The following is a 22,222-nucleotide window of genomic DNA, read 5'->3' as shown; positions in this document are numbered from 1 at the left end:
GTGGCTCTGCGCACCTGAGGAGTGGACCATGCCGAAGAGCGGCACGGAGGGTAATTCGGAGAGCGGCGGCGGGAGCGGCAAGGAGACCAAGACGCTGTACGCCTGTGGGCTCGACGCGGCCGTGGATGTCGTCGGCGGCAAGTGGAAGCCGATGATCCTCTGGGCGCTGTACGCGGGCGCGACGCTCCGCTTCGGCGAGCTCCGGCGCCACATCGCCGGAATCAGCGAGAAGGTGCTCATCCAGCAGCTCCGCGAGCTGGAGTCCGACGGCATCGTGCACCGCGAGGTGTACCGGGAGGTCCCGCCGAAGGTCGAGTACTCACTGACCCCCCTCGGCCAGTCCCTGAACGAGGCGCTGATCCCGCTGGGCGTGTGGGGCGACGAGCACATGCAGCAGCTGGTGGCCAACCGCGAGTGCAAGAAGGACGGCAAAGCCGCCTGAGGGGAATGGTCGCGCGACGGGAAAACGGGGCGGAGGGTTGCTCCGCGCGACGATCGTTAACCAAGTGATCCCGAAACAGGCCGCGTTGATTCCGCATCGTTATCGGCACTGACTCGATTCAGCCGTGCGCATCGCGTAAGTTCAGACCAAGGCGAATTCGCGTGAGCAAAGCCACGTGTGCGGTGCCGCGCGGCGGAGGGGGCTGCGCGGCCCCGCGCGCCCTCATCTCCCGCCGGGATCGACGGAGGAGTCCGCGGACCGCACCTCGACCCGCGCACCCCGGCGCACGCCCCACAGGGCCATCGCCCCGGCCTCCGCCTCCAGGACGTGCCGGGCCCGCGCCCGTGGCCACCCGATCCGCCCGGGACGCATCGTCCGCACGGCCAGCACCCGCAGCTCCCGGTCCAGGTACGCCACGTCGATCGCGAACCGCATCCCCACCGTGTGCACACTGCTCGCCGGGGTCAGCAGCAGCGCCCCGGCGACCCCGTCCCGGCCGAGCAGCCCGCGCCGCCGCGCGCCGGCGGAGTCCGCGATCTCCAGGGGGAGGGTCCGGCCGGACGGGAGCAGAAGCGTCGCCATGCGAGCCGAAGCTAGCGGCCCGTGCGCCCGCCGCGTCAAGGGGGCGCCCCGGCCCCCGTCCCTCCAATGGGCTACCGCTCTGTGAGGCCTGATTCTGTCGCCGGGGCCGAAATCCGGTGGGGGAACAGGGGCCCGGAGTCGTCGGCCGGTTTCGGAGAGTAGTTGTGGCACGCCGATGCGCGCAGCATCACTTACGAAGGGTTATGGTGGAAACCCCCCCTCGGGCCGGTCCGTCTCCCCCCCACGGACCGGCCCGATTTTTTGTGCCCGGACGCCGGGCCTCGCGCCGCCCTCGCCCCGCACCGCCCGATCAGGGAGGCGGGACCTCCGGATATGGTCAGGGACATGTCGAACCAGTTCCCTCCGCCGCCCCATGACCCGCAGGGCAACCCCCAGCCGGGCCTCCCCAGTTACACCGGCCCGGCCCAGGACCCCGCCTACGGAAACGGATACGGGTACGGATACGGCCCCGTCGCCCCGCAGTCGATGCCCGGCATGGTCCGTGCCGCGCAGATCGTGGTCTGGGTCCTCAGCGGACTCGTCCTGCTCGGCACCATCGCGATCGCGGCATCGGGCGACTCGCAGACGGCGGGCGCGGCCTTCGGGGCTAACATCTGCCTCCTGGTGACCTGCGGCTTCGCCTTCGCGTTCCAGAACGCGGGCAACGGCGTGCGCGTGACCTGCATCGTCCTGATGAGCGTGCAGATCGCCCTCGGGCTCGGCGGCCTCGCCTCCGGCAACCCGGGCGGCCTCATCGGCCTGCTCGGCTCGATCGCCACGGTCATCCTGCTCTCGCAGGGCGGCGCGGGCGCCTGGTTCAAGCGCCCGCGCACCCTCTAGACGCGCGGCCCCTATATAGGGGTACCCCTCAGGTGCGCAGGGGCACCCCTCAGAGCCACAGGAACAGCCCTCAGCCCCGCCCGGCCCAGATGTTGGTGCCGGGCGTGGAGACCGCGTACGTGTCGATCTCGGCGAGCTCCTCGTCCGTGAGCTTCGGCCCGGCAAGCGCCGCCACGTTCTCCTCCAGCTGCTTCACGCTGGAGGCGCCGATGAGCGCCGAGGTCATCCGCTCGTCGCGCAGAACCCAGTTGAGGGCCAGTTGCGCGAGCGACTGGTCGCGGCGGGCCGCGATGTCATTCAGGCCATTGAGGCGGCGCACGACCTCGTCGCTCAGGAGGTCGGGGTCGAGCGACTTGCCCTGCGTCGCGCGCGAGCCCTCCGGGATGCCCTTCAGGTACTTGTTCGTGAGCAGGCCCTGCGCCAGCGGCACGAACGAGATGCAGCCCATCCCCGCGGTCTCAAGGGTGTCCAGCAGGCCGTCGTCCTCGGTCCAGCGGTTGATCATCGAGTACGAGGGCTGGTGGATGAGGGCGGGAACGCCCATCTCCCGCAGCAGGCGCGCCGCTTCGGCGGTCTGCTCGCTGTTGTAGGAGGAGACGCCCACGTACAGCGCCTTGCCCTGCTGCACGGCGGACGCGAGCGCGCCCATCGTCTCCTCCAGCGGGGTGTCCGGGTCGAAGCGGTGCGAGTAGAAGATGTCGACGTAGTCCACACCCATGCGCTTGAGCGACGCGTCCAGGGACGACATCAGGTACTTGCGCGAACCCCACTCGCCGTACGGGCCGGGGTGCATGAGGTAGCCCGCCTTGGTCGAAATGACCAATTCATCGCGGTACGGGGCGAAATCCTGCGCGAACAGCTTGCCGAAGTTGAGCTCGGCCGAACCGGCCGGCGGGCCGTAGTTGTTCGCCAGGTCGAAGTGAGTGACGCCCAGGTCGAAGGCGCGACGCAGGATCGCGCGCTGGCTCTCCAGGGACTTGTCGTCACCGAAGTTGTGCCACAGGCCGAGGGAGACCGCGGGCAGCTTCAGGCCGCTGCGGCCCGTGCGCCGGTACTCCATGGTGCTGTAACGGTCCGTTGCCGCTCGGTACAGAGACGTGTCGTTCATGGGTACGAAGCTACTTCAGGCCGGGATCAACGGGCTCACCCCAGGGCGGAACCCCGCCCTCACAGCGGTAGGCTTTCGCCTTCGGGGACTGCCATCTGCATGGAGGGGCTGACAGAAGTGAACCTGCGCGACCTGGTGTACGGACTTTACGCACGCCGGGTGGAAGGCCGCCTCGACCACGATCAGGTGCCCAAGCACATCGGGGTCATCCTCGACGGCAACAGGCGCTGGGCGAAGGCGTCCGGCGGGACCACCGAACAGGGCCACCAGGCGGGCGCGTACAAGATCGAGGAGTTCCTCGGCTGGTGCGCCGAGACGGACGTCGAGGTCGTCACCCTCTGGATGCTGTCGACGGACAACTTCGACCGCCCGGAGCAGGAGCTCATCCCGCTCCTCGGCATCATCGAGGACACGGTCCGCAGCCTCGCCGCCGACGGCCGCTGGCGCGTGCACCACGTGGGCACGATGGACCTCCTTCCCGCCCGCACCCAGGCCGTCCTCAAGGAGGCCGAGCAGGCCACCCACGGGAACAAGGGAATACTGGTCAATGTGGCCGTCGGATACGGCGGCCGGCAGGAGATCGCCGACGCGGTCCGCTCGCTGATCCTGGACCACGCGGAGAAGGGCACGAGCCTGGAGGACGTCGCCGAGACCGTCGACGTCGACCTGATCTCCAAGCACCTCTACACGCGCGGCCAGCCGGACCCGGACCTGGTGATCCGAACGAGTGGTGAGCAGCGTCTGTCCGGCTTCATGCTCTGGCAGTCGGCCCACTCCGAGTACTACTTCTGTGAAGTCTTCTGGCCGGCGTTCCGCAAGGTGGACTTCCTGCGTGCGCTGCGTGATTACGCGGCCCGGCACCGGCGTTACGGCGGCTGACACCCACGCGGTGCTCGTGTTGGTGAGGCACGAGTAACCCAGAGTTCACGGACGCGCCGTCATATGCCCTGGCATGGCTGCACGTGTTCGAGGGAATAAGCCTTCCAGGTCGACATCCGATTCACGGATGTCGTATCTCAGCGGGCGGCATGGGGCCGTCCGCCCGGGAGGCCCTTTGCACCAGGACGACCGTGCGGTGAGTACGGGCGAAGTGGAGGGCCGGAGCTCGGCCCGCGCACTGCGGCACGAGACCGGTCCGGACTTCTCCCGGCATCCTTCCCGTCGCTCCCCGACCTCATCCGAGGGGGTACGTCCTTCCGTGGTGACCAGCACGAAGCGCCGCATGCCCGACAGGCGCACCTATGTTCTCGACACCAGCGTTCTGCTCGCAGACCCGAACTCCATGTACCGCTTCGACGAGCACGAAGTCGTGCTGCCCGTCGTCGTGGTCACGGAGCTCGAGGCGAAGCGGCACCATCCCGAGCTCGGCTACTTCGCCCGGCAGGCCCTGCGCCTCCTGGACGACTGCCGGGTCCGGCACGGTCGCCTGGACGCGCCGATCCCGATCGGCGATCTGGGCGGCACGCTGCGCGTCGAGCTCAACCACTCCGATCCCGGCGTGCTTCCGGCCGGCTACCGGTTGGGGGACAACGACTCACGGATTCTCGCCGTAGCGCGCAACCTCCAGGCAGAGGGGTACGACGTCACTGTCGTCTCCAAGGATCTGCCCCTGAGGATCAAGGCGTCCTCGGTCGGCCTCCTCGCGGAGGAGTACCGCGCCGAGCTCGCCATCACGGACTCCGGCTGGACCGGAATGTCCGAACTGACCCTCTCCGGGGAACAGGTGGACCTCCTCTTCGAGGAAGACACGCTGTACGTCCCCGAGGCGGCCGACCTGCCCGTCCACACGGGCCTCACCATCCAGTCCGAGAAGGGCAAGGCCCTGGGCCGCGTCACGGCCGAGGGCAACGTCCGTCTCGTACGCGGTGATCGTGAGGCCTTCGGCATCAAGGGGAGGAGTGCGGAGCAGCGCATCGCGCTGGATCTGCTGCTCGATCCGGACATCGGCATCATGTCGATGGGCGGCCGGGCGGGCACCGGCAAGTCGGCCCTCGCGCTCTGCGCGGGACTTGAGGCCGTCCTGGAGCGACGGCAGCACCAGAAGGTGATGGTCTTCCGGCCGCTGTACGCGGTGGGCGGGCAGGAGCTCGGCTATCTGCCCGGCACCGAGGCCGAGAAGATGGGCCCCTGGGCGCAGGCGGTCTTCGACACGCTCGGTTCGGTGGCGGGCAAGGCGGTCATCGAGGAGGTGACGGCGCGCGGCATGCTCGAAGTGCTCCCGCTCACCCATATCCGCGGGCGCTCGTTGCACGACGCGTTCGTGATCGTCGACGAGGCCCAATCCCTGGAACGGAACGTCCTTTTGACCGTTCTGTCCAGGATCGGGGCGAACTCCCGTGTCGTCCTCACTCATGACGTCGCCCAGCGCGACAACCTCCGAGTGGGGCGGTACGACGGGGTAGTTGCCGTGGTGGAGAAGCTGAAGGGCCATCCGCTGTTCGCCCACGTCACGCTCACCCGCTCCGAGCGTTCGCCGATCGCGGCGCTCGTGACCGAAATGCTGGAGGACGGAGCGATCTGAACCAGTTCACCCTGGTTACGCAGTAGTTGGCGCCGCCCGGCGAAGCGAAGGAGCCTAGCCGGGCGGCGTCATGGCGTTCGCCCTTTTCCGAAAAACTCCTGGGGCAAACGAGGTGTGAGCTTTCACACGGCACGGAGAATTGCCTTGCGGCGTCCGGCTGGGGCAGAGTCTGGGTCCTGTCAGGCCCCGCATGCGACACACCTGTACCCCCAGCGGTACCGCAAACCGGAAACACCAGAACTTCATAGTGGCCGTCGCATGCCGCCCGAGCACCACGTGGCGCTCCCTTCCCGGGAGTTGCCCACCGGGCCCGTGCCTCCCGTGACCGAGAACCAAGCGGAGGCCAGCGTCCAGGGGCACGATTGCGTCCGCGAGGTCACCTATGCGGGCGATGCTGGAAGGAAACCGTGTGAGCCGGATTTCGGTCCGGGGATTCGCCGTGGCATCCGCCACCGCGGTCACCACTGTTGGCGCTGTCGTCGGTGTCGCCTCGGGCAGCACCCCGGGCGCCTCGAATGACAACGACTTCGAGGCGGCGGCAAGCGACGCGACTCTCCTCGCAGACATTCCCGCGGGCCAGCAGGCCCAGGTGCAGACCGCGTCCCTGACGCAGCAGGCCGACGCACAGGCCATGGCTGCCGACACGGCCGCGAAGAAGACTGCGGCGGAAGCGGCCCGCAAGCAGGCCGCCGAGGCGGCCATCGCGAAGCAGAAGGCCGCGGAGAAGCAGGAGGCCGCCGAGAAGGCGGCCGCCAAGAAGGAGCGCGAGGAGAAGGCCGAGGTCAAGGCCAGCCGTTCCTCCGCGCGCGACGCCTCCGACTTCGCCCCGCAGTCCTCGTACTCCGTCTCGCAGGTCCAGGCGATGGCACGGCAGATGGTCCCCGGCGACCAGTTCCAGTGCTTCAGCAACATCGTCAACCACGAGTCCACCTGGAACTACAAGGCCACCAACGCCTCTTCCGGCGCGTACGGCCTCGTCCAGGCGCTGCCCGGCTCCAAGATGTCCTCGGCCGGTTCCGACTGGCAGACGAACCCCGCCACGCAGATCAAGTGGGGTCTCGGCTACATGAACGACCGCTACGGAAGCCCGTGTGGTGCCTGGGACTTCTGGCAGGCGAACAACTGGTACTGAGCAGCGGCTCGCTCAACCTTTTCAAGGCCCCTCACCGTCCTTCGGTGGGGGGTCTTCGCCGTGTACGGTCAGTCCGACAACTTCCAGGGGGGAGTGGTGGGGAAAGACGGGGGAAGAGGACGGATCATGTCGCGAGTACCAGGGTGGATCGGCCGGCTCGGTGCCGGACTGTCTCAGATGGGCGAGCGGATGGGGCGAAACGACGACCCCGACTCCGGTCCTGACGACGACGGCGTGAAGGCGGCGCGGCGGTCGAGCGCCGACGAGGCCGCGGCCGCCGAGGGCGACGCCGCTGCCGCTGCGGCCGCGACACCGGAGTCGGAGACCGTGGTGCCCGCCCCGCCCACGTACGCGCCGGACATAACGGCCAGGCCCGACCCCGTCGCGGCGGTGCCGTGGGGGATGCGGGTCGCGGCCGAGGCCGGCTGGCGTCTCCTCGTGCTCGCGGGCACGCTCTGGGTGTTGATGAAGGTCATCAGCGCCGTGCAGCTCGTCGTCTTCGCTTTCGTCGCGGCGCTGCTCGTCACCGCGATGCTCCAGCCGACGGTGGTCCGGCTCAAGCGGCTCGGTCTTCCGAGGGGGCTCGCGACGGTCGTCACGGCCGTACTCGGCTTCGTCGTCATCGGCCTGGTCGGCTGGTTCGTTGTCTGGCAGGTCATGGACAACGTGGACACGCTCTCCAGCCAGGTCCAGGACGGCATCGACGATCTGCGCAACTGGCTGCTCACGAGCCCGTTCCATGTGACCGAGGATCAGATCAACGACGTCGCCAAGAGCCTGCGCGAGGCGGTCGGCGCGAACACGGAGGAGCTGACGTCGGCGGGGCTCGAAGGGGTCACCGTGATCGTGGAGGCCATGACCGGCATCCTGCTCGCGATGTTCTCGACGCTGTTCCTCCTCTACGACGGCAAGCGCATCTGGGAGTGGGTCCTGAAGCTGGTCCCGGCGCCCGCGCGGCCCGGCATCGCGGGCGCGGGGCCGCGGGCCTGGCGCACGCTGACGGCCTACGTGCGCGGCACGGTGATAGTGGCTCTGATCGACGCGATCTTCATCGGGCTCGGGATCTACTTCCTCGGGGTGCCGATGGCGGTGCCGCTGGCCGTGTTCATCTTCCTGTTCGCGTTCATCCCGCTGGTGGGTGCGGTGATCTCGGGCGCGCTCGCCGTGGTCGTGGGTCTGGTGACCCAGGGCGTCTTCACCGGTGTGATGACCCTGGTCGTGGTCCTCGCCGTGCAGCAGATCGAGGGGCACATCCTCCAGCCGTTCATCCTCGGGCGCGCGGTGCGGGTGCATCCCCTGGCCGTCGTGCTGTCCGTGGCCGCGGGTGGGCTCGTCGCCGGGATCGGCGGGGCCGTCGTCGCGGTGCCGCTGGTCGCCGTCACCAACACCGTGGTGGGCTACTTGCGGGCGTACTCACGTGAGGCCGCCCTGAAGCAGTCGCCCCAACCGCGGGGCGCCACCGCCCTGGACGTCGCACCGGTGGACCGCCCGCCCGCCGCCGACTGAAAGATCCCTGGATCTTGGCCTGACGGCCACCTCCGGTGGCTAGAGTCCGCGCGCATGAGCCACCGACACAGATACAGACGGATACGCACCGCGGGCGGGCTCGTGCTCGGGCTGCTGGTCCTGATGCTGGGCATCGGGGTCCAGCCCGCCGCCGCGCACGTGTCGCGCGAGCGGGCCGAACTCGTCGTCGCCCCCGGTGACGGCGGCACGAGCGGGCGGCTGATCGTGCACCACGACGTGGTGTCCGCCGGGGAGGCCGGTGCCTGGGCGTCCCGGCTGCTCTCGGCCGACTGCCCGGCCCGCGGCTCCGGCGTCGCCGGGGACAGCGGCGGAGTGCCCGGTGGCGTCGTCGTGGAGCTCACGTGGAGCTGCCGTCTCGACTCCGTCGACGTCAGCGCCCTGCTGGAGAAGGGCGGACTGAGCCAGGTCGTCGTCGAGTTCGACGGCACCGCGGTGGACGCCACGGGGGCCACCCCGGTCGTGGACGCCCGCGGCGTGCACGCGCTCCCCTCCTTCCCCTGGGCCACCGTGCTCCTGGTGACGGCGGCCGGAGCTCTCCTCGCGCTCGCCGCCTGGCAACTCCCGCTCCTCGTACGCCTTGTGCGCACCCGGCGCCTGAGGCTCGCCCTCGCGGGGACGGTCGCGCTGTCCTGCCTCGCGCCCCAGGCCGCCTTCGCCGGCGCCCCCGAGGCGGCGGACACCGTCACCGTGACGGGCACCGTCTTCCGGGACGCCAACGCCAACGGCGAGCGGGACAAGGGCGAGCGGCCCCTGCCCGGCGTCGATGTCACCGACGGGGCGGTGTGGACGGCCTCGGGGCCCGACGGTTCGTACCGCCTGGACATCGATCCCTCCCGGCGCGAGACCGACCTCGTCAGCATCGTCTCGCCGGACGGCTACACGCCCGCGCTGCGCGATGACTACATACCGAAGTACTTCCGTGAGATCGCCGAGAGCGGCTCCACGGGCGCCGACTTCGCGCTCGTCCCCGACAAGAACGCGGCGAACCCCACCGAGAAGTGGGTCATGAACTCCGACACCGAGGTCGGCAACCGTAACGACGAGGAAGCGCGCAAGGCCCTGCCGCAGTGGACCGGTCAGGTCAGGGCGATGTCCGAGGTCGACGGGGCGACGATGCAGATCGCCACCGGCGACCTCACCGTCACCGACTATGCCGACGAGCCGCGCCGCCAGGGCGGTTACGACCTCTTCAGCAAGGGGCTCAAGGAGGGTCGGCTCGGCCACCCCTTCTACCCGGTGATGGGCAACCACGACTTCGGCGGCACCGCGGCCTCCCAGGGCTACGCGGGCAGCCTGGAGTACTACCGCCGCAACCTCGGCCCCGAGTGGTACAGCTTCGACCGCGACGGCCGCCACGTCGTCGTCCTTGAGGACAACTACGACGCGAGCGGCCTCAAGCCGCAGCTGGAGTGGCTGCGGCGGGATCTGGCCCAACACGCGGTCGGCAAGCAGGTGTTCGTCTTCGCGCACCGCTCGCTGTTCACCCAGTGGGGTCCGGGCGCGGGCATGCAGCCGACCATCGACGAACTCGCCAAGTACGACGTGCGGATGGTCGCGGCAGGACACAACCAGCAGTCGGAGTTCCGGCGCGGCGCCTTCAAGCGCTCCGTCGAGATCAACAACCAGGGCACGTACGGGATCGACGGCGGACGCCCGGACTACAAGGTCCTCGACTTCAGCTCCATCACCGACGATCCGCGCACGGGCCGCGACGAGGACACCGGTCATGTCACCGGAACCCACCGGCAGTTCGACGTCGACGACGACGCCGCCCTGGTCAGCCCCGCGCGGGGCAGTGTGCACGCGGCGAAGGCCGGCGTGCCCGTCGAGGTGTACGCGGAGGACGACGGGCGCACCCCGGGGCGGGCCAAGGTGACCGTGCGGGACGAGCGCGGCCATGTCGTGCGACGCGAGTCGCTCCGGTTCGGCGAGGGTGCTTCGAAGCCCGGCATCGAGAACTGCTACACCCCGCCCGGCGGCAAGCCCGAGCCCTGTCCCGACGCCCGCGGTTCCTGGACGCGGGCGAGCGACCGGCTGCGCGGCCTGCGGCCCGGCGCGTACACGGCGGAGACGGTCGCGTACGACACCCGGGGCAAGGCCTGGCCCGCGATGAAGAGCCCGTTCACCGTGGTGCGCAGAGCCGGAGCGGTGGGCGCGGGACAGGACTGGGTCCGGCAGGGCGGCGACGAGGCCGGGCGCTCCGCGAGCGGGGACGATCCCGGCCCGGTGCTCGACCTGAAGTGGGCGCGCCACACCGGGGAGCAGTTCAACCTCAACGGCTCGGTCGTCGCCGACGGCAAGGTCATCGTCTCGTCGCGGGCCTTCGACTCGCCGTACAGCATGATGCTCGCCTACGACGTGTTCTCCGGCCGTGAGATCTGGCGTACGTACCTGGACGGCGACGCGGAGTCGGCGCCCACGCTGCACGGCGGCAAGGTCTACCTGACGACGGGCGTCGGCCGCATCTACGCCCTCGACCCGGACGACGGGCACATCGTCTGGGAGGCCGTCGACCGCGAGGAGCGGCACGGGGACACCGTGCGGCGCTATGGGCGGGCCGGTGGCCCGGTCAGCGTCTTCGGGCTCACCGATGAGTCGGCGGGGGACCGTTCCGTCGCCGTCCACCAGGACTGGGACACGGTGCGCTGCCGGGACGCGAAGACCGGCGAGAAGCTGCCCGGCGGGTTCGCCGCCGCCGGCTCGTGGGGGCAGTTCCACAGCACCGCGGTGCGCGAGCCGGGCTCCAACACCGCCTATCTGCACTCCGGTTCGAGCAACACCGTCATCGCGATGGACCTGGCGCGCTGCGAGCAGCTGTGGGTGAAGGACACCAAGGGCGACATCGACAGCCACTCGTCGCCCGTGCTCACCGACCCGGCCACGGGCGATCCGCAGCTGGTGACCTTCACGTCGTCAGGGGTCCGCGGGTTCGATCCCGGGACGGGCGCGCAGACGTGGGAGTCGAAGGCGGGCGGCGCGGGTGTCTGCGAGCCGGGTCCGGCGCCGCTGACCGGTCCGGCCGTGTGGGGCGACAGCGCGTACGTGGCGGGGCGCGACGGTGTCGTACGCGCCTACGACACGGGCGCGGCCGATCCGTCGAAGCCGCTCTGGCAGACCAAGGCCGGTTATCTGCCCGGGGAGAGTCCGCTGGACGACGAGTGGCGGGTTGCCATGGGCTGCACGGCGGGCGAGGGGTCGCCGACCATGCATCCGCTGGTGACCAAGTCCCTTGTGTATGTGGGGACGTGGGACGGGCGGCTGCTCGTCCTCGACCGTTCGACCGGTCGCCAGACGCAACGCTACGACCTGGGCGCGGGCGTCACGTCGGCGCTGTCCGTCAGCGGTGACCGGATCTTCGCGCTCACGGACGACGGCACGTTGCACGCGCTGGCCGGGCGCCGCACGGGCTGACGACGCAGGACGGCCCCGCCCGGCAACTGCCGGGCGGGGCCGTTCTGTTGAGGCGGGGCGGTTACGCCAGGACGTCCTCGGAGTCCAGCGTGACGCCGACGGCCTGGATCACGGCGGCGATCTTGACGGCTTCCTGGATCGTCTCGCGATCCACGCCGGCCTTGCGCAGCACCTGCTCGTGGGAGTCGAGGCACTGGCCGCAGCCGTTGATCGCGGAGACCGCGAGCGACCACAGCTCGAAGTCGACCTTCTCCACGCCCGGGTTGCCGATGACGTTCATCCGCAGGCCGGCGCGCAGCGTCCCGTACTCGGGGTCCGAGAGCAGGTGGCGCGTGCGGTAGAAGACGTTGTTCATCGCCATGACGGCCGCGGCCGACTTGGCGGCGGTGTACGCCTCGGGGGAGAGGTTCGCCTTCGCCTCGGGCTCCAGCTCGCGCAGCACCTTCGGGGAGCGGGATGCGATCGCGCAGGCGAGCACCGTGCCCCAGAGCTGCTGCTTCGGCAGGTCCGAGTTGCCGATGACCGAGCCGAGGTTCAGCTTCAGGTCCTTGGCGTAGTCCGGTACGGCGGACTTCAGTTCGTCGAGTGCCATGTCAGTAGGCTCCGTTCACTCGCCCGAGAGGAGCGCGACCGGGTCCAGGGTCTCGTCGCCCTGCGTCCAGTTGCACGGGCAGAGCTCGTCCGTCTGGAGCGCGTCGAGGACCCGGAGGACCTCCTTGGGGTTACGGCCCACGGAACCGGCGGTCACCATCGTGAACTGGATCTCGTTGTTCTGGTCGACGATGAAGACGGCGCGCTGGGCGAAGCCGTCCTCGCCCTCGATGCCGAGGTCACGCATGAGCTCGTGCTTCGAGTCGGCCAGCATCGGGAAGGGCAGGTCGGTGAGGTCCGGGTGGTCCTTGCGCCAGGCGTGGTGCACGAACTCGGAGTCACCGGAGAAGCCGAGGATCTGGGCGTCGCGGTCAGCGAACTCGTCGTTCAGCTTGCCGAAGGCGGCGATCTCGGTCGGGCACACGAAGGTGAAGTCCTTGGGCCACGCGAAGACGATCTTCCACTTGCCCTCGTAGGTCTTGTGGTCGATCTGCTGGAACTCCGAGCCCTTCTCCAGCGAGACACAGGCAGTCAGATCGAACTGGGGGAACTTGTCACCGACAGTGAGCACGAACTCTCCTTGCAGCAGAGGAACCCCGGTAAGGGGCTCCAGGGGGTTGGACTGCTGTCGATCGTGGCACAGGGTGCATTGATTAGGGAAATAGCTACACTCTGTCTTGTTGATCGGAGGTGGCTATCAGTGCCAGCAACAAATAGGGGCAAGCAGCCCAGCCTGGCGCAGCTGCGTGCCTTCTCGGCCGTGGCCGAGCACCTGCACTTCAGGGATGCGGCGGGAGCAATAGGGATGAGCCAGCCCGCGCTCTCCGGTGCGGTCTCGGCCCTGGAGGAGACACTCGGTGTCACCCTCCTCGAGCGTACGACCCGCAAGGTGCTGCTCTCGTCGGCGGGCGAGCGGCTCGCGGTGCGGGCCAGGGCCGTGCTCGACGAGGTCGGGGCGCTGATGGAGGAGGCCGACGCGGTGCGCGCCCCCTTCACCGGGGCGCTGCGGCTCGGCGTGATCCCGACCGTGGCGCCGTATCTGCTGCCCACGCTCATCGGGCTCGTCCACGAGAAGTACCCGGACCTCGATCTCCAGGTGCACGAGGAGCAGACGTCCTCGCTGATCGAGGGGCTCGGCGCGGGACGGCTCGATCTGCTGCTGCTCGCCGTGCCGCTCGGCGTGCCCGGCGTCACCGAACTGCCCCTGTTCGACGAGGACTTCGTGCTCGTCACGCCGCTCGACCACTGGCTCGGCGGGCGCGAGGGCATCCCGCGCGACGCCCTGCGCGAGCTGAACCTGCTGCTGCTCGATGAGGGGCACTGCCTGCGCGACCAGGCCCTGGACATCTGCCGGGAGGCCGGGCGCGCGGACGCCCCGGTGACCACGACGGCCGCCGGACTCTCCACCCTCGTACAGCTGGTGGCCGGCGGCCTCGGTGTGACGCTGCTCCCGCGCACCGCCGTCCGTGTCGAGACCAGCCGCAGCAACCAGCTGCTCACCGGGTACTTCGCTGACCCGGCGCCGACCCGGCGCATCGCCCTCGCGATGCGTACGGGGGCCGCGCGGGCCGCGGAGCACGAGGAGCTCGCCGCCGCCCTGAGGGGGGCCGTGAAGCCGTTGCCGGTGCGGGTGCTGTGACCCCGCACCGGCAACGTTCCGCTCCCGCGCGGGGAGTTACTCCGTACGCAGTCCGTCCGGGCGCATCATGCGCCACAGCGGCGGCAGGCTGAGCAGCGTCACGACCGCGACCAGCGCGGCGCCCGCGGCCGTCAGGGGGGCGAAGAGCCACCAGTCGGTGACCGACTTCTGGATCATGCGGACCATGACCCAGCCGAGGCCGAGGCCGCCCGCGACGGCGAGCACCAGGCCGATGGCGACCGGGATCGCGGTCTGCCACAGGATCGACCACGCCATCGTCGCGCGGCGCGTGCCGAACGCGGTGAGCGCCGCCAGGAGGCGCTTGCGCTCCCGCAGTTGCTCGATCATCGAGACCAGCAGGGACGCGGCGATCAGGGCCATCGTCGCCATCGCGCCGACCTGGAGACCCCTCTGGATGGTGGCGTACTGCTTGTCGCGCTCGACCGCGCGCAGCGTCTGCACGGAGAGGAACGGGTCGACGTGGGCCGCCGTGTTGCGGATGTACTCCTCGGCGTCCTTGGTGTCCGGGTCCACCTGGATCATCGCGGTCGTCGAGGCGTCGGCCATCTTGGAGGCGTCGATCGCGCCGGGCGTCGCGTAGATGCCGTCGTGCAGGTCGCCGCCCGGGTCGGGGCGGGCCTTGACCTTGCGGGAGTCGGCGGGCAGCGTCCACGGGACGTGCTGGTGGCCGGACTCGTCCCAGCTGATGGCGTTCAGATCGATCGGCTTGCCCGGACGGGCCGACTCGTCGACCCACTTGTTCATCTCGGTGTCGCCGGTGTGCACGACGAAGGTGTCGCCGTCCCGGCAGTCGCCGATCCGGGCCAGCTCGCGCAGGTTCGCGCAGGTGCCGACCGTCAGCTCCGTGGTGGGCCTGAGGTCGTCGGGGTTCTTCAGCTTGCCCGGCTTCACGACGTACGTGGAGACCGTGCCGATGACGTTCTTGACGCCCTTGGTCGTGCGGAACTTGTCGATCATCCGCTCGGCGAGCTCGCCGTCGCCGACGTCGGCCCTGACCACCAGCTTGGCGCGGCCGGGGTCGTTGTCGGTCGTCCGGTTGAAGTCGTCGTGCATCGCGACGAACATCATCTGCAGGGCTACCGCGCCCGCCACCGCGACGGTGATGCCGCTGACCGCGCGCGCCGCCGTGCCGCTGCTCAACTGAAGCCTGCGGATGGCCAGTTGCCAGGGCACGGGACCTCCGCCGCGCAGCCTGGCCACGCTCGCCTCGACGAGCCAGGGCAGCAGCGCGGCCAGGCCCACCAGGGTGAGCGTGGCGCCCGTGCCGATGGCGAAGACCGGCGGGGCCACGTCGCCCCCGACATAGCCATTGATCACGTCGCCCCCGACCTGGCCCGAGGCGAGCAGGATGCCGAGGCCGAGCAGCGGCATCACGATGCGCCACCAGACGCGGCGCTTGCGGGGTTTGGTGCTGCGCACGACGCCCAGCGGCTCGATGGAGACGGCCCGCAGCGAGATCAGGGTGACCAGGACGGCGGTGACGGGTACGGCGAGCAGGATCAGCGCGGCGAGGCCGGGCACCGGCACCACGTCGGAGGGGAAGGCGCTGATCTTCCACCCGTCGAGGGTGCCGATCACCTCGCGTACGCCCAGGAAGAACAGACCGCCCGCGGCCAGGCCGAGCAGCGCGCCGCACAGGGCCTCGCCCGCCGCGATCCGCCGCACGCTGTGCGCGTCCGCGCCGACCAGGCGCAGCGCGGCCAGACGCCGGTCGCGCCGGTCGCCGCCGAAGCGGACCGCCGTGCCGATGAAGATGACCACCGGGGTCAGCAGGACCACGCAGATCAGGACGACCAGGACGATCAGCAGCGGGTCCATGGGTTCCGCGGGCTCTTTGTACCCGAAGTCCGCCACGCGGTGGCCGCCCTTCGCCGGGGTGAGGGCGTCGGAACCGGCGTAGTAGTAGAGCTCCTTGGGGTTGGTCAGGCCCGCGTCGCCGATGGTGTCCGTGACGCGGTACTCGCCGAAGCGCTCCTTCAGGAGGGCGCCGTCGGAGCTGTCCAGGAGCTCGCGCAGGGCGGGCGACACGGCCATCTCGCCGTCGGCCGGGATCTTCTTCAGGCCGGGCGGCAGGGCCGGGTCGCTGCCTTCGGCGCGCAGCACGCGGCCGCTCACCGTGGCGTCGCGGAAGTCGGTGGGGGTGTCGCGCTGGAGGACCGTGGAGTTCGACCGCTCGACCTTCTTGTCCGAGAACTGGTCGGTGGCCGCGCGGGCCACCTCGCGGTCCTCGCGGTGCTGAAGCAGGGTGGGCACGGAGGCCGCGCCGAGCAGCAGCGCCACGCCGAGGCCGACGCCGACCGCCGTCAGGAGGGTGCGGGTCCAGCCCTCACGGCCGCCGCCGACGGCGAAACGTATGCCCATCGCGAGGTCGCGGACGAAGGCGCGGGGTCCCCCCTTGGGCACGGTCGCGGCGATGTCGGCGAGCGGCGGCGCGTGCCGGTTATCGGCCGTGGCGCGCGTGTCGAGACTCATATCGCCCGCTCCATGTCCCGCGACCTGCCGTCGCGCACGACGATCTCGCGGTCGGAGTAGGCGGCGACCCGCGTCTCGTGCGTGACGAGGACCACGGCGGCGTTCGTCGAGCGGGCGGCGTCGGTGAGCAGCTCCATCACGCGCTCGCCGTTGAGCGAGTCGAGCGCGCCGGTGGGCTCGTCGGCGAAGACCACGCGTGGGCTCGTGGCGAGCGCGCGGGCCACCGCGACCCGCTGGCCCTGACCGCCGGAGACCTCGCCGGGCCGCTTGGCGGTGACGTCCTCGACCTCCAGGCGCTCCATCCAGGTGCGGGCGGTCGCCTCGGCCTCCTTGCGCCGTGCGCCGTTCAGCCGCAGCGGAAGTGCGACGTTCTCGACGCAGGTCAGTTCGGGCACCAGCTGCCCGAACTGGAAGACGAAGCCGAACTCGCTGCGGCGCAGGGCGCTCAGCGAGGCGTCCGGCAGGTCCGTGAGCTCGCGGCCGTTGTACGTGATGGAGCCCGAGTCGGGCTTGACGATCCCCGCGAGACAGTGCAGGAGGGTCGACTTGCCGGAGCCGGAGGGGCCCATCACGGCGACGACCTCGCCGGGGTGGATGGAGAACCCGGCGTCGTCGAGCGCGGTCGTCGGGCCGTACGTCTTGCGCAGGGCGGATGCGGTGAGCAGGGAGCCGGCGGGGGTCATGCGGAGCGCACCTCCTGGGCGAGCTTGCCGAGGCGGGCCGCGGCCAGTTCGAGCCAGCGCAGATCGGCTTCGAGGTGGAAGAGCGCGTGGTCGCAGATCAGCTGGTCGGCGAGGTCGCCCTTGCGCTTGCGGTCGGTGAGGATGCGCATCAGGCGCAGGTGCTCGGCGCGCTGGGCGTCGAGCATCTCCGAGGCGTCGCGCTCGGTCAGGAGCGCGAGGACGACCTTCGTGTAGAGGGTCGACTGGAGGTAGGGCTCGGGCTTCTCCGGGGTGGCGAGCCAGCGCTCGACGTCGGTGATGCCGGCTTCGGTGATCGCGTACCGCTTGCGCTCGGGGCCGCCGCCCGCCTCTATGCCGTCGACCTCGACGAGGCCGTTCTTCAGGAGGCGGGACATGGTCGAGTAGACCTGCCCGTAGTGCAGAGGCTTGTCGTGACCGAACTTCTCGTCGAAGGTGCGCTTGAGGTCGTAGCCGTGGCGCGGGCCCGACTCAAGAAGGCCGAGGAGGGTGTGACCGATGGACATGCGGAGCACTCTACACCGTGTGTATACGTGGCATGTATACCCCTGTTTCGGCCTCGGCCCCGGGCTCACAGGTTCGAAAGGCGGGCAACCTTCTGGGCCCCAGGATCGTCGGTCTACTGGGGGCAATCACCGGTTCCTGTGGTGCAGGTGCTGATTGTCACGTCCGGAAAAGACCGGATCGGCAGTCCTTTGTCCCTAGGTGCGGTGTTAGCTTCTTGAGCTGACTTGCCAGTCATAAGCGAGCGAACGACACGGAAGCGGAGCACTCAGACTCATGGGCCGAGCGGAAGAGCGACAAGCGCGGCAGCGCGGCGCGCGCCGGGCATCGCGCGGGCGCCCCGCCGGCGGCGGCAAACCCAAGCGCACGGGCATACGCCGCTTCTTCACGCTGAAGAAGATCCTGGGTACGTTCTTCGGGCTCTGCCTCCTTGGCATGCTCGCCTTCGTCGTCCTCTACATGGTGGTCGACGTGCCCGAGGGCAACGCGGCGGCCAAGCTCCAGAGCAACGTCTACAAGTACAAGAACGGCAAGGTCATCGCCAGGACCGGCGAGCTGAACCGTGAGGTCGTCGACCTGGAGAAGGTGCCCAAGGACGTGCAGCGCACGTTCGTGGCCGCCGAGAACAAGTCCTTCTACAAGGACAAGGGCGTCGACTTCAAGGGCACCGCCCGCGGTCTGATCAACACCGTCTCCGGCAAGGGCAAGCAGGGTGGCTCGACGATCACCCAGCAGTACGTCAAGAACTACTACTTGACGTCGGAGCAGACGGTGACCCGCAAGCTCAAGGAACTGGTCATCTCGCTGAAGGTGGACCAGAAGAAGAGCAAGGACGACATCCTCGCCGGGTACATCAACACCAGCTACTACGGCCGCGGCGCCTACGGCATCCAGGCCGCGGCCCAGGCCTACTACAACGTCGACGCCGAGGAACTGAACGTCACGCAGGGCGCCTACCTCGCCGCCCTCCTCCAGGCCCCGAGCCAGTACGACTGGACCTCCGCCACGGACGCGAGCAAGAAGCTGGTCAAGGCGCGCTGGAACTACGTGCTCGACAACATGGTCGAGGAGGGCTGGCTGGCCGCGAGCGAGCGCGAGGGCCTGAAGTTCGACAAGCCGGAGGCGCCCAAGGCCGCGCCCGGCCTCGAGGGCCAGGCCGGTTACCTCGTGAAGGAGGCCAAGGCCGAGGTCATGAAGGCCGGCCACCTCAGCGAGGAGCAGTTCGACGCGGGCGGCTACACGATCACGCTCAACATCGACCAGAAGAAGCAGAAGCAGCTTGAGAAGGCCGTCGACAAGAAGCTGAACGACCAGCTCGACCCCGACAAGCGCAAGGCCGACGCCCGGGTGCAGGCGGGCGCCGCGTCCGTCGACCCGAAGACCGGCAAGGTCCTCGCGATGTACGGCGGCCAAGACTACGTCAAGCACTACACGAACAACGCCACCCGGCGTGACTACCAGCCGGCCTCCACCTTCAAGCCGCTGATCCTCGCCGCGGCCCTGGAGAAGAGCGCCACGACGCAGTCCGGCCAGCCGATCACGGCGAACACGATCTACGACGGCACCAGCGAGCGCCCGGTCAAGGGCAGCGACGTCGCCTTCGCGCCGCCGAACGAGGACGACAAGAGCTACGGCCAGGTCAACGTCCAGAAGGCGATGAACAAGTCCATCAACTCCGTCTTCGCGCAGATGGGCGTGGACGTCGGCATGGACGACGTACTGGAGACCGCGGGCAAGCTCGGCATGGACGTCGAGGATCTTCCCGCCGTGCCCGCGCAGACCCTGGGCACCATGGGCGCGAGCCCGCTGGAGATGGCGGGCGTGTACGCGACGCTCGACAACCACGGCAAGAAGGTCACCCCGGCGGTCGTGGCGTCCGTGGAGCACAAGGACCGCACGATCGAGCTGCCGGACCCGATCGGCGAGAAGGTCGTCGAGCGCGGCACCGCGGACTCGATCACCTCGGTCCTGACCGGCGTGGTCGACGACGGCACGGGCAGCGCGGTGCGCAGCCCCGTGCAGGACGTGGCGGGCAAGACCGGTACGTCCGACGACAACAAGTCGGCCTGGTTCGTCGGCTACACGCCGAAGCTGGTCACCTCCGTCGGCCTGTTCGGCGAGGGCGCGGCGGGCACGGCCGAGGAGAGCAAGCAGGTCTCCATGAAGGGCGCCGGCGGTCTGCCGCGCGTCGACGGCGGCAGCTTCCCGGCGCAGATCTGGGCGGCGTACACCTTCGACGCGATGGGCTCGCCCAGCAAGTTCGACCTGGACACGTCCATGGGTGCGGCCATCGCGCCGCCCCCGGACCCGACGACGCAGGCCCCGCAGGAGCCGACGGACGAGCCGTCGGAGACCAAGGACCCGACGACGAAGCCGCCGACGGACGACCCGACGACGGACAAGCCGACGGAGACCCCGACGACCGAGCCGCCGTCGGACGATCCGACCACGGATCCGCCGACCGAGGAGCCGGACGAGCCGGACCCGACGGACTCGATCGAGATCCCGGAGAACCCGAACGGGCGGCCGGGCAGGGATTGAGACCCGCGCCCCGTAAGGGGCGCGGGAACTGCGCGACCAGCCCCCACCGGCCCGCGGCAAAAGAACCGCATAGTCCAGCGAGCGCTTAGTTCCGGCTCGATTCCGGGGTCGAGCCGTGATTCAGCTCGAACCAGACCACCTTCCCGGTACTCAACCGCGTCGCGCCCCACCGCCGGGCAAGCCGATTGACCAGATACAACCCCCGGCCGCCCTCATCCGTGGCCCGCGCCTGCCGCAGCCGCGGCAGTTGCGGCACGTCGTCGCCGACCTCGCAGCGCAGCACGTCCGTACGCAGCAGACGCAGCGTCACCGGGCGCGAGGCGTACCGCACGGCGTTCGTGACGACCTCGCTGACCAGGAGTTCGAGCGAGTCGGTCAGCTCCTGAAGGCCCCAGCGCTCCAGGGCGCTGCGGGCCAGGCGCCTGGCGCGGGCGGGCGTGGCGTCCTCCGGCTCCAGGTACCAGTACGCGACGTCGCTCGGCGCGATCCCGTCGAAGCGGGCGGCGAGCAGCGCGATGTCGTCGTCCCGGTCGCCGGGGCCGAGCATGTCGAGCACGTCGTCGCAGAGGGCCTCCAGGGGCGGCGGATGGTCCGGTCCTGTCAACTGGGCGGTGGCGGCGAGCCGTTCGCGCAGCTGCTCTATGCCGGTCCACACGTCCCGCAGCCGGGACTCGACCAGGCCGTCCGTGTAGAGGAGCAGGGTGGCGCCCGCGGGCGCGTCGAGCTCCACGGCCTCGAAGTCGACGCCGCCCACGCCGATGGGGGCGCCCGGCGGGACCCGCAGGACCTCCGCACGGCCGCCCAGATGCAGCAGGACGGGCGGCGGATGCCCGGCGTTGGCGATGGTGATGCGGTGCGCGACCGGGTCGTAGACCGCGTAGAGGCAGGTCGCCATGCGGTCCGAGCCGAGCCGCTGGGCCTGCTCGTCCAGGTGGTGCAGGACCTCCTGGGGCGGCAGGTCGAGCCCGGCCAGGGTCTGCGCGGTCGTGCGCAGCTGGCCCATGATCGCGGCCGAGGTCATGGAGTGCCCCATGACGTCGCCCACGACCAGCGCGACCCGGCTGCCGGGCAGCGGGATCGCGTCGTACCAGTCGCCGCCGACCCGGGCCGTCTCGGCGGCCGGGAGATAGCGGGACGCCAGGCGGACGCCGGTGGGGCGCGGCAGGGTCTCGGGCAGCATCGTGCGCTGGAGCTCGTCGGCGATGTACGCCTCGCGGCCGTACAGCACGGCCTTGTCGATGCCGAGCGCGCTGTGCGTGGCCAGTTGGGCGGCGACCAGGAGGTCGTCGCCCTCGAACGCGGGCCGGTCGGGGCGGCGCAGGAACACCGCGGCGCCGATCACCCGGCGCCTGCCCCGCAGCGGGGCGAGGATCGTGCGCTGCCCGCCCGGCACGGTGCGGCCTTCGCCGAGCAGCTCGGGCAGGGCGGCGCGGGCCGCGGGGGTGTCGGCGAAGACCGGGCGTACGCCGCGCAGGACCTCGGCGAGGGCGCCGCCGGGGCGCACCTCGCACAGCTCCGCGGTCGTCACGAGATCGGCCTGCACCTGGAGGGTGGGCAGGGTGCCGCCCTCGGTGTCGGGCTCCTCCGGGATGCGGTCGGTGCGGCGCAGGCGCAGCACGAGGGCTCCGCTCGGCCGCTCCTCGCCGACCGGCAGCGGGTCGCGCAGGTAGACCAGTATCGCGTCGGAGAACGTCGGCACCGTGGCCCGGCACAGGCCCATCACGATCTCGTCCAGGTCGATGCCGCGGGCGATGCGCCGGGTCGCGGCGCCCACGAAGCGCAGCCGGTCGCCGTCGCGCCGCATCGCCGCGGGGCCTGAGCCCGGCGGTCGTGGCTGTCCCGTACGCCGCTCCTCACCGCCCGGGGCGCCCTCCAGGGTGCCGTCGGGGCTGTCCTGCCCGGCCGGCCGCGGCCGGTGCGGGTCGGGCTGCTGCGCCGAGGGCCCGTGCGACTGGGAGTGCTCGTCGCTGGGGCTCGCGGTGGCGTCGCCCGTCCGGGCCTGGGCCTGTGCGGGTAAAGCGGTCGCGCCCGGGGTGTCCCGCGCCTTCGGGGCACGCGCCTGCGCCCCGCGGGGATCCGCGGGGGCGGCGGGCCGGGCAGCTCTGGGCTGTCGGCCCTCGTCGGGGATGGAGTGCTCCGTCACGCGTTTCGAATCCGTCCGTCCGGGGCTGCGCCTTGGTGTCCGGTGGC

Annotated in this window: 17 protein-coding genes; 9 read left to right on the top strand and 8 right to left on the bottom strand. The window is 70.3% G+C overall.

Annotation, left to right across the window (positions count from 1 at the left end):
- Positions 1-28 precede the first annotated feature (28 nt).
- Positions 29-442: a winged helix-turn-helix transcriptional regulator gene (locus tag M4V62_RS16660; RefSeq protein ID WP_249588053.1), complete on the top strand. Its 414-nt coding sequence runs from the start codon at positions 29-31 to the stop codon at positions 440-442.
- A 222-nt stretch (positions 443-664) separates the two neighbouring features.
- On the opposite strand, the gene M4V62_RS16655 is transcribed toward M4V62_RS16660, so the two are convergent.
- Entirely contained in the window at positions 665-1,024 is a 360-nt protein-coding gene (locus tag M4V62_RS16655) for a DUF192 domain-containing protein (protein WP_249588052.1), read from the bottom strand.
- 345 nt (positions 1,025-1,369) lie between these two features.
- On the opposite strand from M4V62_RS16655, the gene M4V62_RS16650 reads away from it, so the two are divergent.
- Positions 1,370-1,864, top strand: a complete 495-nt coding sequence (locus M4V62_RS16650; RefSeq protein ID WP_249588051.1) for a hypothetical protein — start codon at positions 1,370-1,372, stop codon at positions 1,862-1,864.
- Between the two features lie 70 nt (positions 1,865-1,934).
- On the opposite strand, the gene mgrA is transcribed toward M4V62_RS16650, so the two are convergent.
- The gene (mgrA, locus tag M4V62_RS16645; protein ID WP_249588050.1) at positions 1,935-2,972 is read right to left on the bottom strand and encodes an L-glyceraldehyde 3-phosphate reductase; all 1,038 of its coding nucleotides are present in this window, start codon (positions 2,970-2,972) and stop codon (positions 1,935-1,937) included.
- A 117-nt stretch (positions 2,973-3,089) separates the two neighbouring features.
- Between mgrA and M4V62_RS16640 the strand changes: the two genes are divergently transcribed.
- The 5 genes from M4V62_RS16640 to M4V62_RS16620 all read left to right on the top strand — a co-directional run bounded on the left by M4V62_RS16640 (position 3,090) and on the right by M4V62_RS16620 (position 11,563).
- Complete coding sequence (locus M4V62_RS16640; RefSeq protein WP_249592865.1) at positions 3,090-3,851, top strand: isoprenyl transferase; 762 nt, start codon at positions 3,090-3,092, stop codon at positions 3,849-3,851.
- Positions 3,852-4,170: 319 nt separating this feature from the next.
- A complete protein-coding gene (gene phoH2, locus M4V62_RS16635; RefSeq protein ID WP_249588049.1) occupies positions 4,171-5,493 on the top strand; it encodes an RNA 5'-3' helicase PhoH2 in 1,323 nt (440 codons plus the stop codon).
- Between the two features lie 409 nt (positions 5,494-5,902).
- Entirely contained in the window at positions 5,903-6,625 is a 723-nt protein-coding gene (locus M4V62_RS16630; RefSeq protein WP_478754554.1) for an aggregation-promoting factor C-terminal-like domain-containing protein, read from the top strand.
- A gap of 126 nt (positions 6,626-6,751) precedes the next feature.
- A complete protein-coding gene (locus tag M4V62_RS16625; protein WP_249588047.1) occupies positions 6,752-8,131 on the top strand; it encodes an AI-2E family transporter in 1,380 nt (459 codons plus the stop codon).
- A 54-nt stretch (positions 8,132-8,185) separates the two neighbouring features.
- A complete protein-coding gene (locus M4V62_RS16620; RefSeq protein ID WP_249588046.1) occupies positions 8,186-11,563 on the top strand; it encodes an outer membrane protein assembly factor BamB family protein in 3,378 nt (1,125 codons plus the stop codon).
- A 61-nt stretch (positions 11,564-11,624) separates the two neighbouring features.
- Here M4V62_RS16620 and M4V62_RS16615 read toward each other — a convergent pair whose 3' ends face one another.
- Both M4V62_RS16615 and M4V62_RS16610 read right to left on the bottom strand, forming a co-directional pair.
- Positions 11,625-12,155, bottom strand: coding sequence for an alkyl hydroperoxide reductase (locus M4V62_RS16615; RefSeq protein WP_249588045.1), 531 nt, complete (start codon positions 12,153-12,155; stop codon positions 11,625-11,627).
- 15 nt (positions 12,156-12,170) lie between these two features.
- A complete protein-coding gene (locus tag M4V62_RS16610) occupies positions 12,171-12,725 on the bottom strand; it encodes a peroxiredoxin (RefSeq protein ID WP_249588044.1) in 555 nt (184 codons plus the stop codon).
- Between the two features lie 129 nt (positions 12,726-12,854).
- Here M4V62_RS16610 and M4V62_RS16605 point away from each other — a divergent pair, with 129 nt between their 5' ends.
- The gene (locus M4V62_RS16605) at positions 12,855-13,793 is read left to right on the top strand and encodes a LysR substrate-binding domain-containing protein (RefSeq protein WP_249588043.1); all 939 of its coding nucleotides are present in this window, start codon (positions 12,855-12,857) and stop codon (positions 13,791-13,793) included.
- Positions 13,794-13,829: 36 nt separating this feature from the next.
- Here M4V62_RS16605 and M4V62_RS16600 read toward each other — a convergent pair whose 3' ends face one another.
- The 3 genes from M4V62_RS16600 to M4V62_RS16590 are packed head-to-tail and all read right to left on the bottom strand — an operon-like array spanning position 13,830 to position 17,493.
- Positions 13,830-16,286, bottom strand: a complete 2,457-nt coding sequence (locus tag M4V62_RS16600; RefSeq protein WP_430626878.1) for an ABC transporter permease — start codon at positions 16,284-16,286, stop codon at positions 13,830-13,832.
- Complete coding sequence (locus tag M4V62_RS16595; protein ID WP_249588042.1) at positions 16,283-16,969, bottom strand: ABC transporter ATP-binding protein; 687 nt, start codon at positions 16,967-16,969, stop codon at positions 16,283-16,285. Before M4V62_RS16595 ends, M4V62_RS16600 begins: the two co-directional genes overlap by 4 nt.
- Positions 16,966-17,493: a PadR family transcriptional regulator gene (locus tag M4V62_RS16590; RefSeq protein ID WP_160506940.1), complete on the bottom strand. Its 528-nt coding sequence runs from the start codon at positions 17,491-17,493 to the stop codon at positions 16,966-16,968. Before M4V62_RS16590 ends, M4V62_RS16595 begins: the two co-directional genes overlap by 4 nt.
- Before the next feature lie 274 nt (positions 17,494-17,767).
- Here M4V62_RS16590 and M4V62_RS16585 point away from each other — a divergent pair, with 274 nt between their 5' ends.
- Positions 17,768-20,032 carry a transglycosylase domain-containing protein gene (locus M4V62_RS16585; RefSeq protein WP_249588041.1) on the top strand — a complete coding sequence of 755 codons (2,265 nt, stop codon included), beginning with the start codon at positions 17,768-17,770 and terminating at the stop codon, positions 20,030-20,032.
- Between the two features lie 85 nt (positions 20,033-20,117).
- Here the strand turns inward: M4V62_RS16585 and M4V62_RS16580 are convergent, their stop codons facing one another.
- Positions 20,118-22,175 (bottom strand): SpoIIE family protein phosphatase, encoded by a 2,058-nt coding sequence (locus tag M4V62_RS16580; protein ID WP_249588040.1) that lies wholly within the window; start codon positions 22,173-22,175, stop codon positions 20,118-20,120.
- Between the last annotated feature and the right edge of the window lie 47 nt (positions 22,176-22,222).

Origin of the sequence: Streptomyces durmitorensis (genome assembly GCF_023498005.1) — a bacterium.
GTDB lineage: Bacteria > Actinomycetota > Actinomycetes > Streptomycetales > Streptomycetaceae > Streptomyces > Streptomyces durmitorensis.
The sequence above is the reverse complement of the archived record's forward strand: the minus strand, read 5'-3'. Positions and strand labels throughout refer to the sequence as shown.

Coding starts and splice junctions, on each gene's coding strand:
- M4V62_RS16650 (WP_249588051.1), top strand. CDS start 1,370: ATGTCGAACCAGTTCCCTCCGCCGCCCCATGACCCGCAGGGCAACCCC.
- M4V62_RS16615 (WP_249588045.1), bottom strand. CDS start 12,155: ATGGCACTCGACGAACTGAAGTCCGCCGTACCGGACTACGCCAAGGAC.
- M4V62_RS16590 (WP_160506940.1), bottom strand. CDS start 17,493: ATGTCCATCGGTCACACCCTCCTCGGCCTTCTTGAGTCGGGCCCGCGC.
- M4V62_RS16600 (WP_430626878.1), bottom strand. CDS start 16,286: ATGAGTCTCGACACGCGCGCCACGGCCGATAACCGGCACGCGCCGCCG.
- M4V62_RS16655 (WP_249588052.1), bottom strand. CDS start 1,024: ATGGCGACGCTTCTGCTCCCGTCCGGCCGGACCCTCCCCCTGGAGATC.
- M4V62_RS16660 (WP_249588053.1), top strand. CDS start 29: ATGCCGAAGAGCGGCACGGAGGGTAATTCGGAGAGCGGCGGCGGGAGC.
- M4V62_RS16585 (WP_249588041.1), top strand. CDS start 17,768: ATGGGCCGAGCGGAAGAGCGACAAGCGCGGCAGCGCGGCGCGCGCCGG.
- M4V62_RS16595 (WP_249588042.1), bottom strand. CDS start 16,969: ATGACCCCCGCCGGCTCCCTGCTCACCGCATCCGCCCTGCGCAAGACG.
- mgrA (WP_249588050.1), bottom strand. CDS start 2,972: ATGAACGACACGTCTCTGTACCGAGCGGCAACGGACCGTTACAGCACC.
- M4V62_RS16620 (WP_249588046.1), top strand. CDS start 8,186: ATGAGCCACCGACACAGATACAGACGGATACGCACCGCGGGCGGGCTC.
- M4V62_RS16625 (WP_249588047.1), top strand. CDS start 6,752: ATGTCGCGAGTACCAGGGTGGATCGGCCGGCTCGGTGCCGGACTGTCT.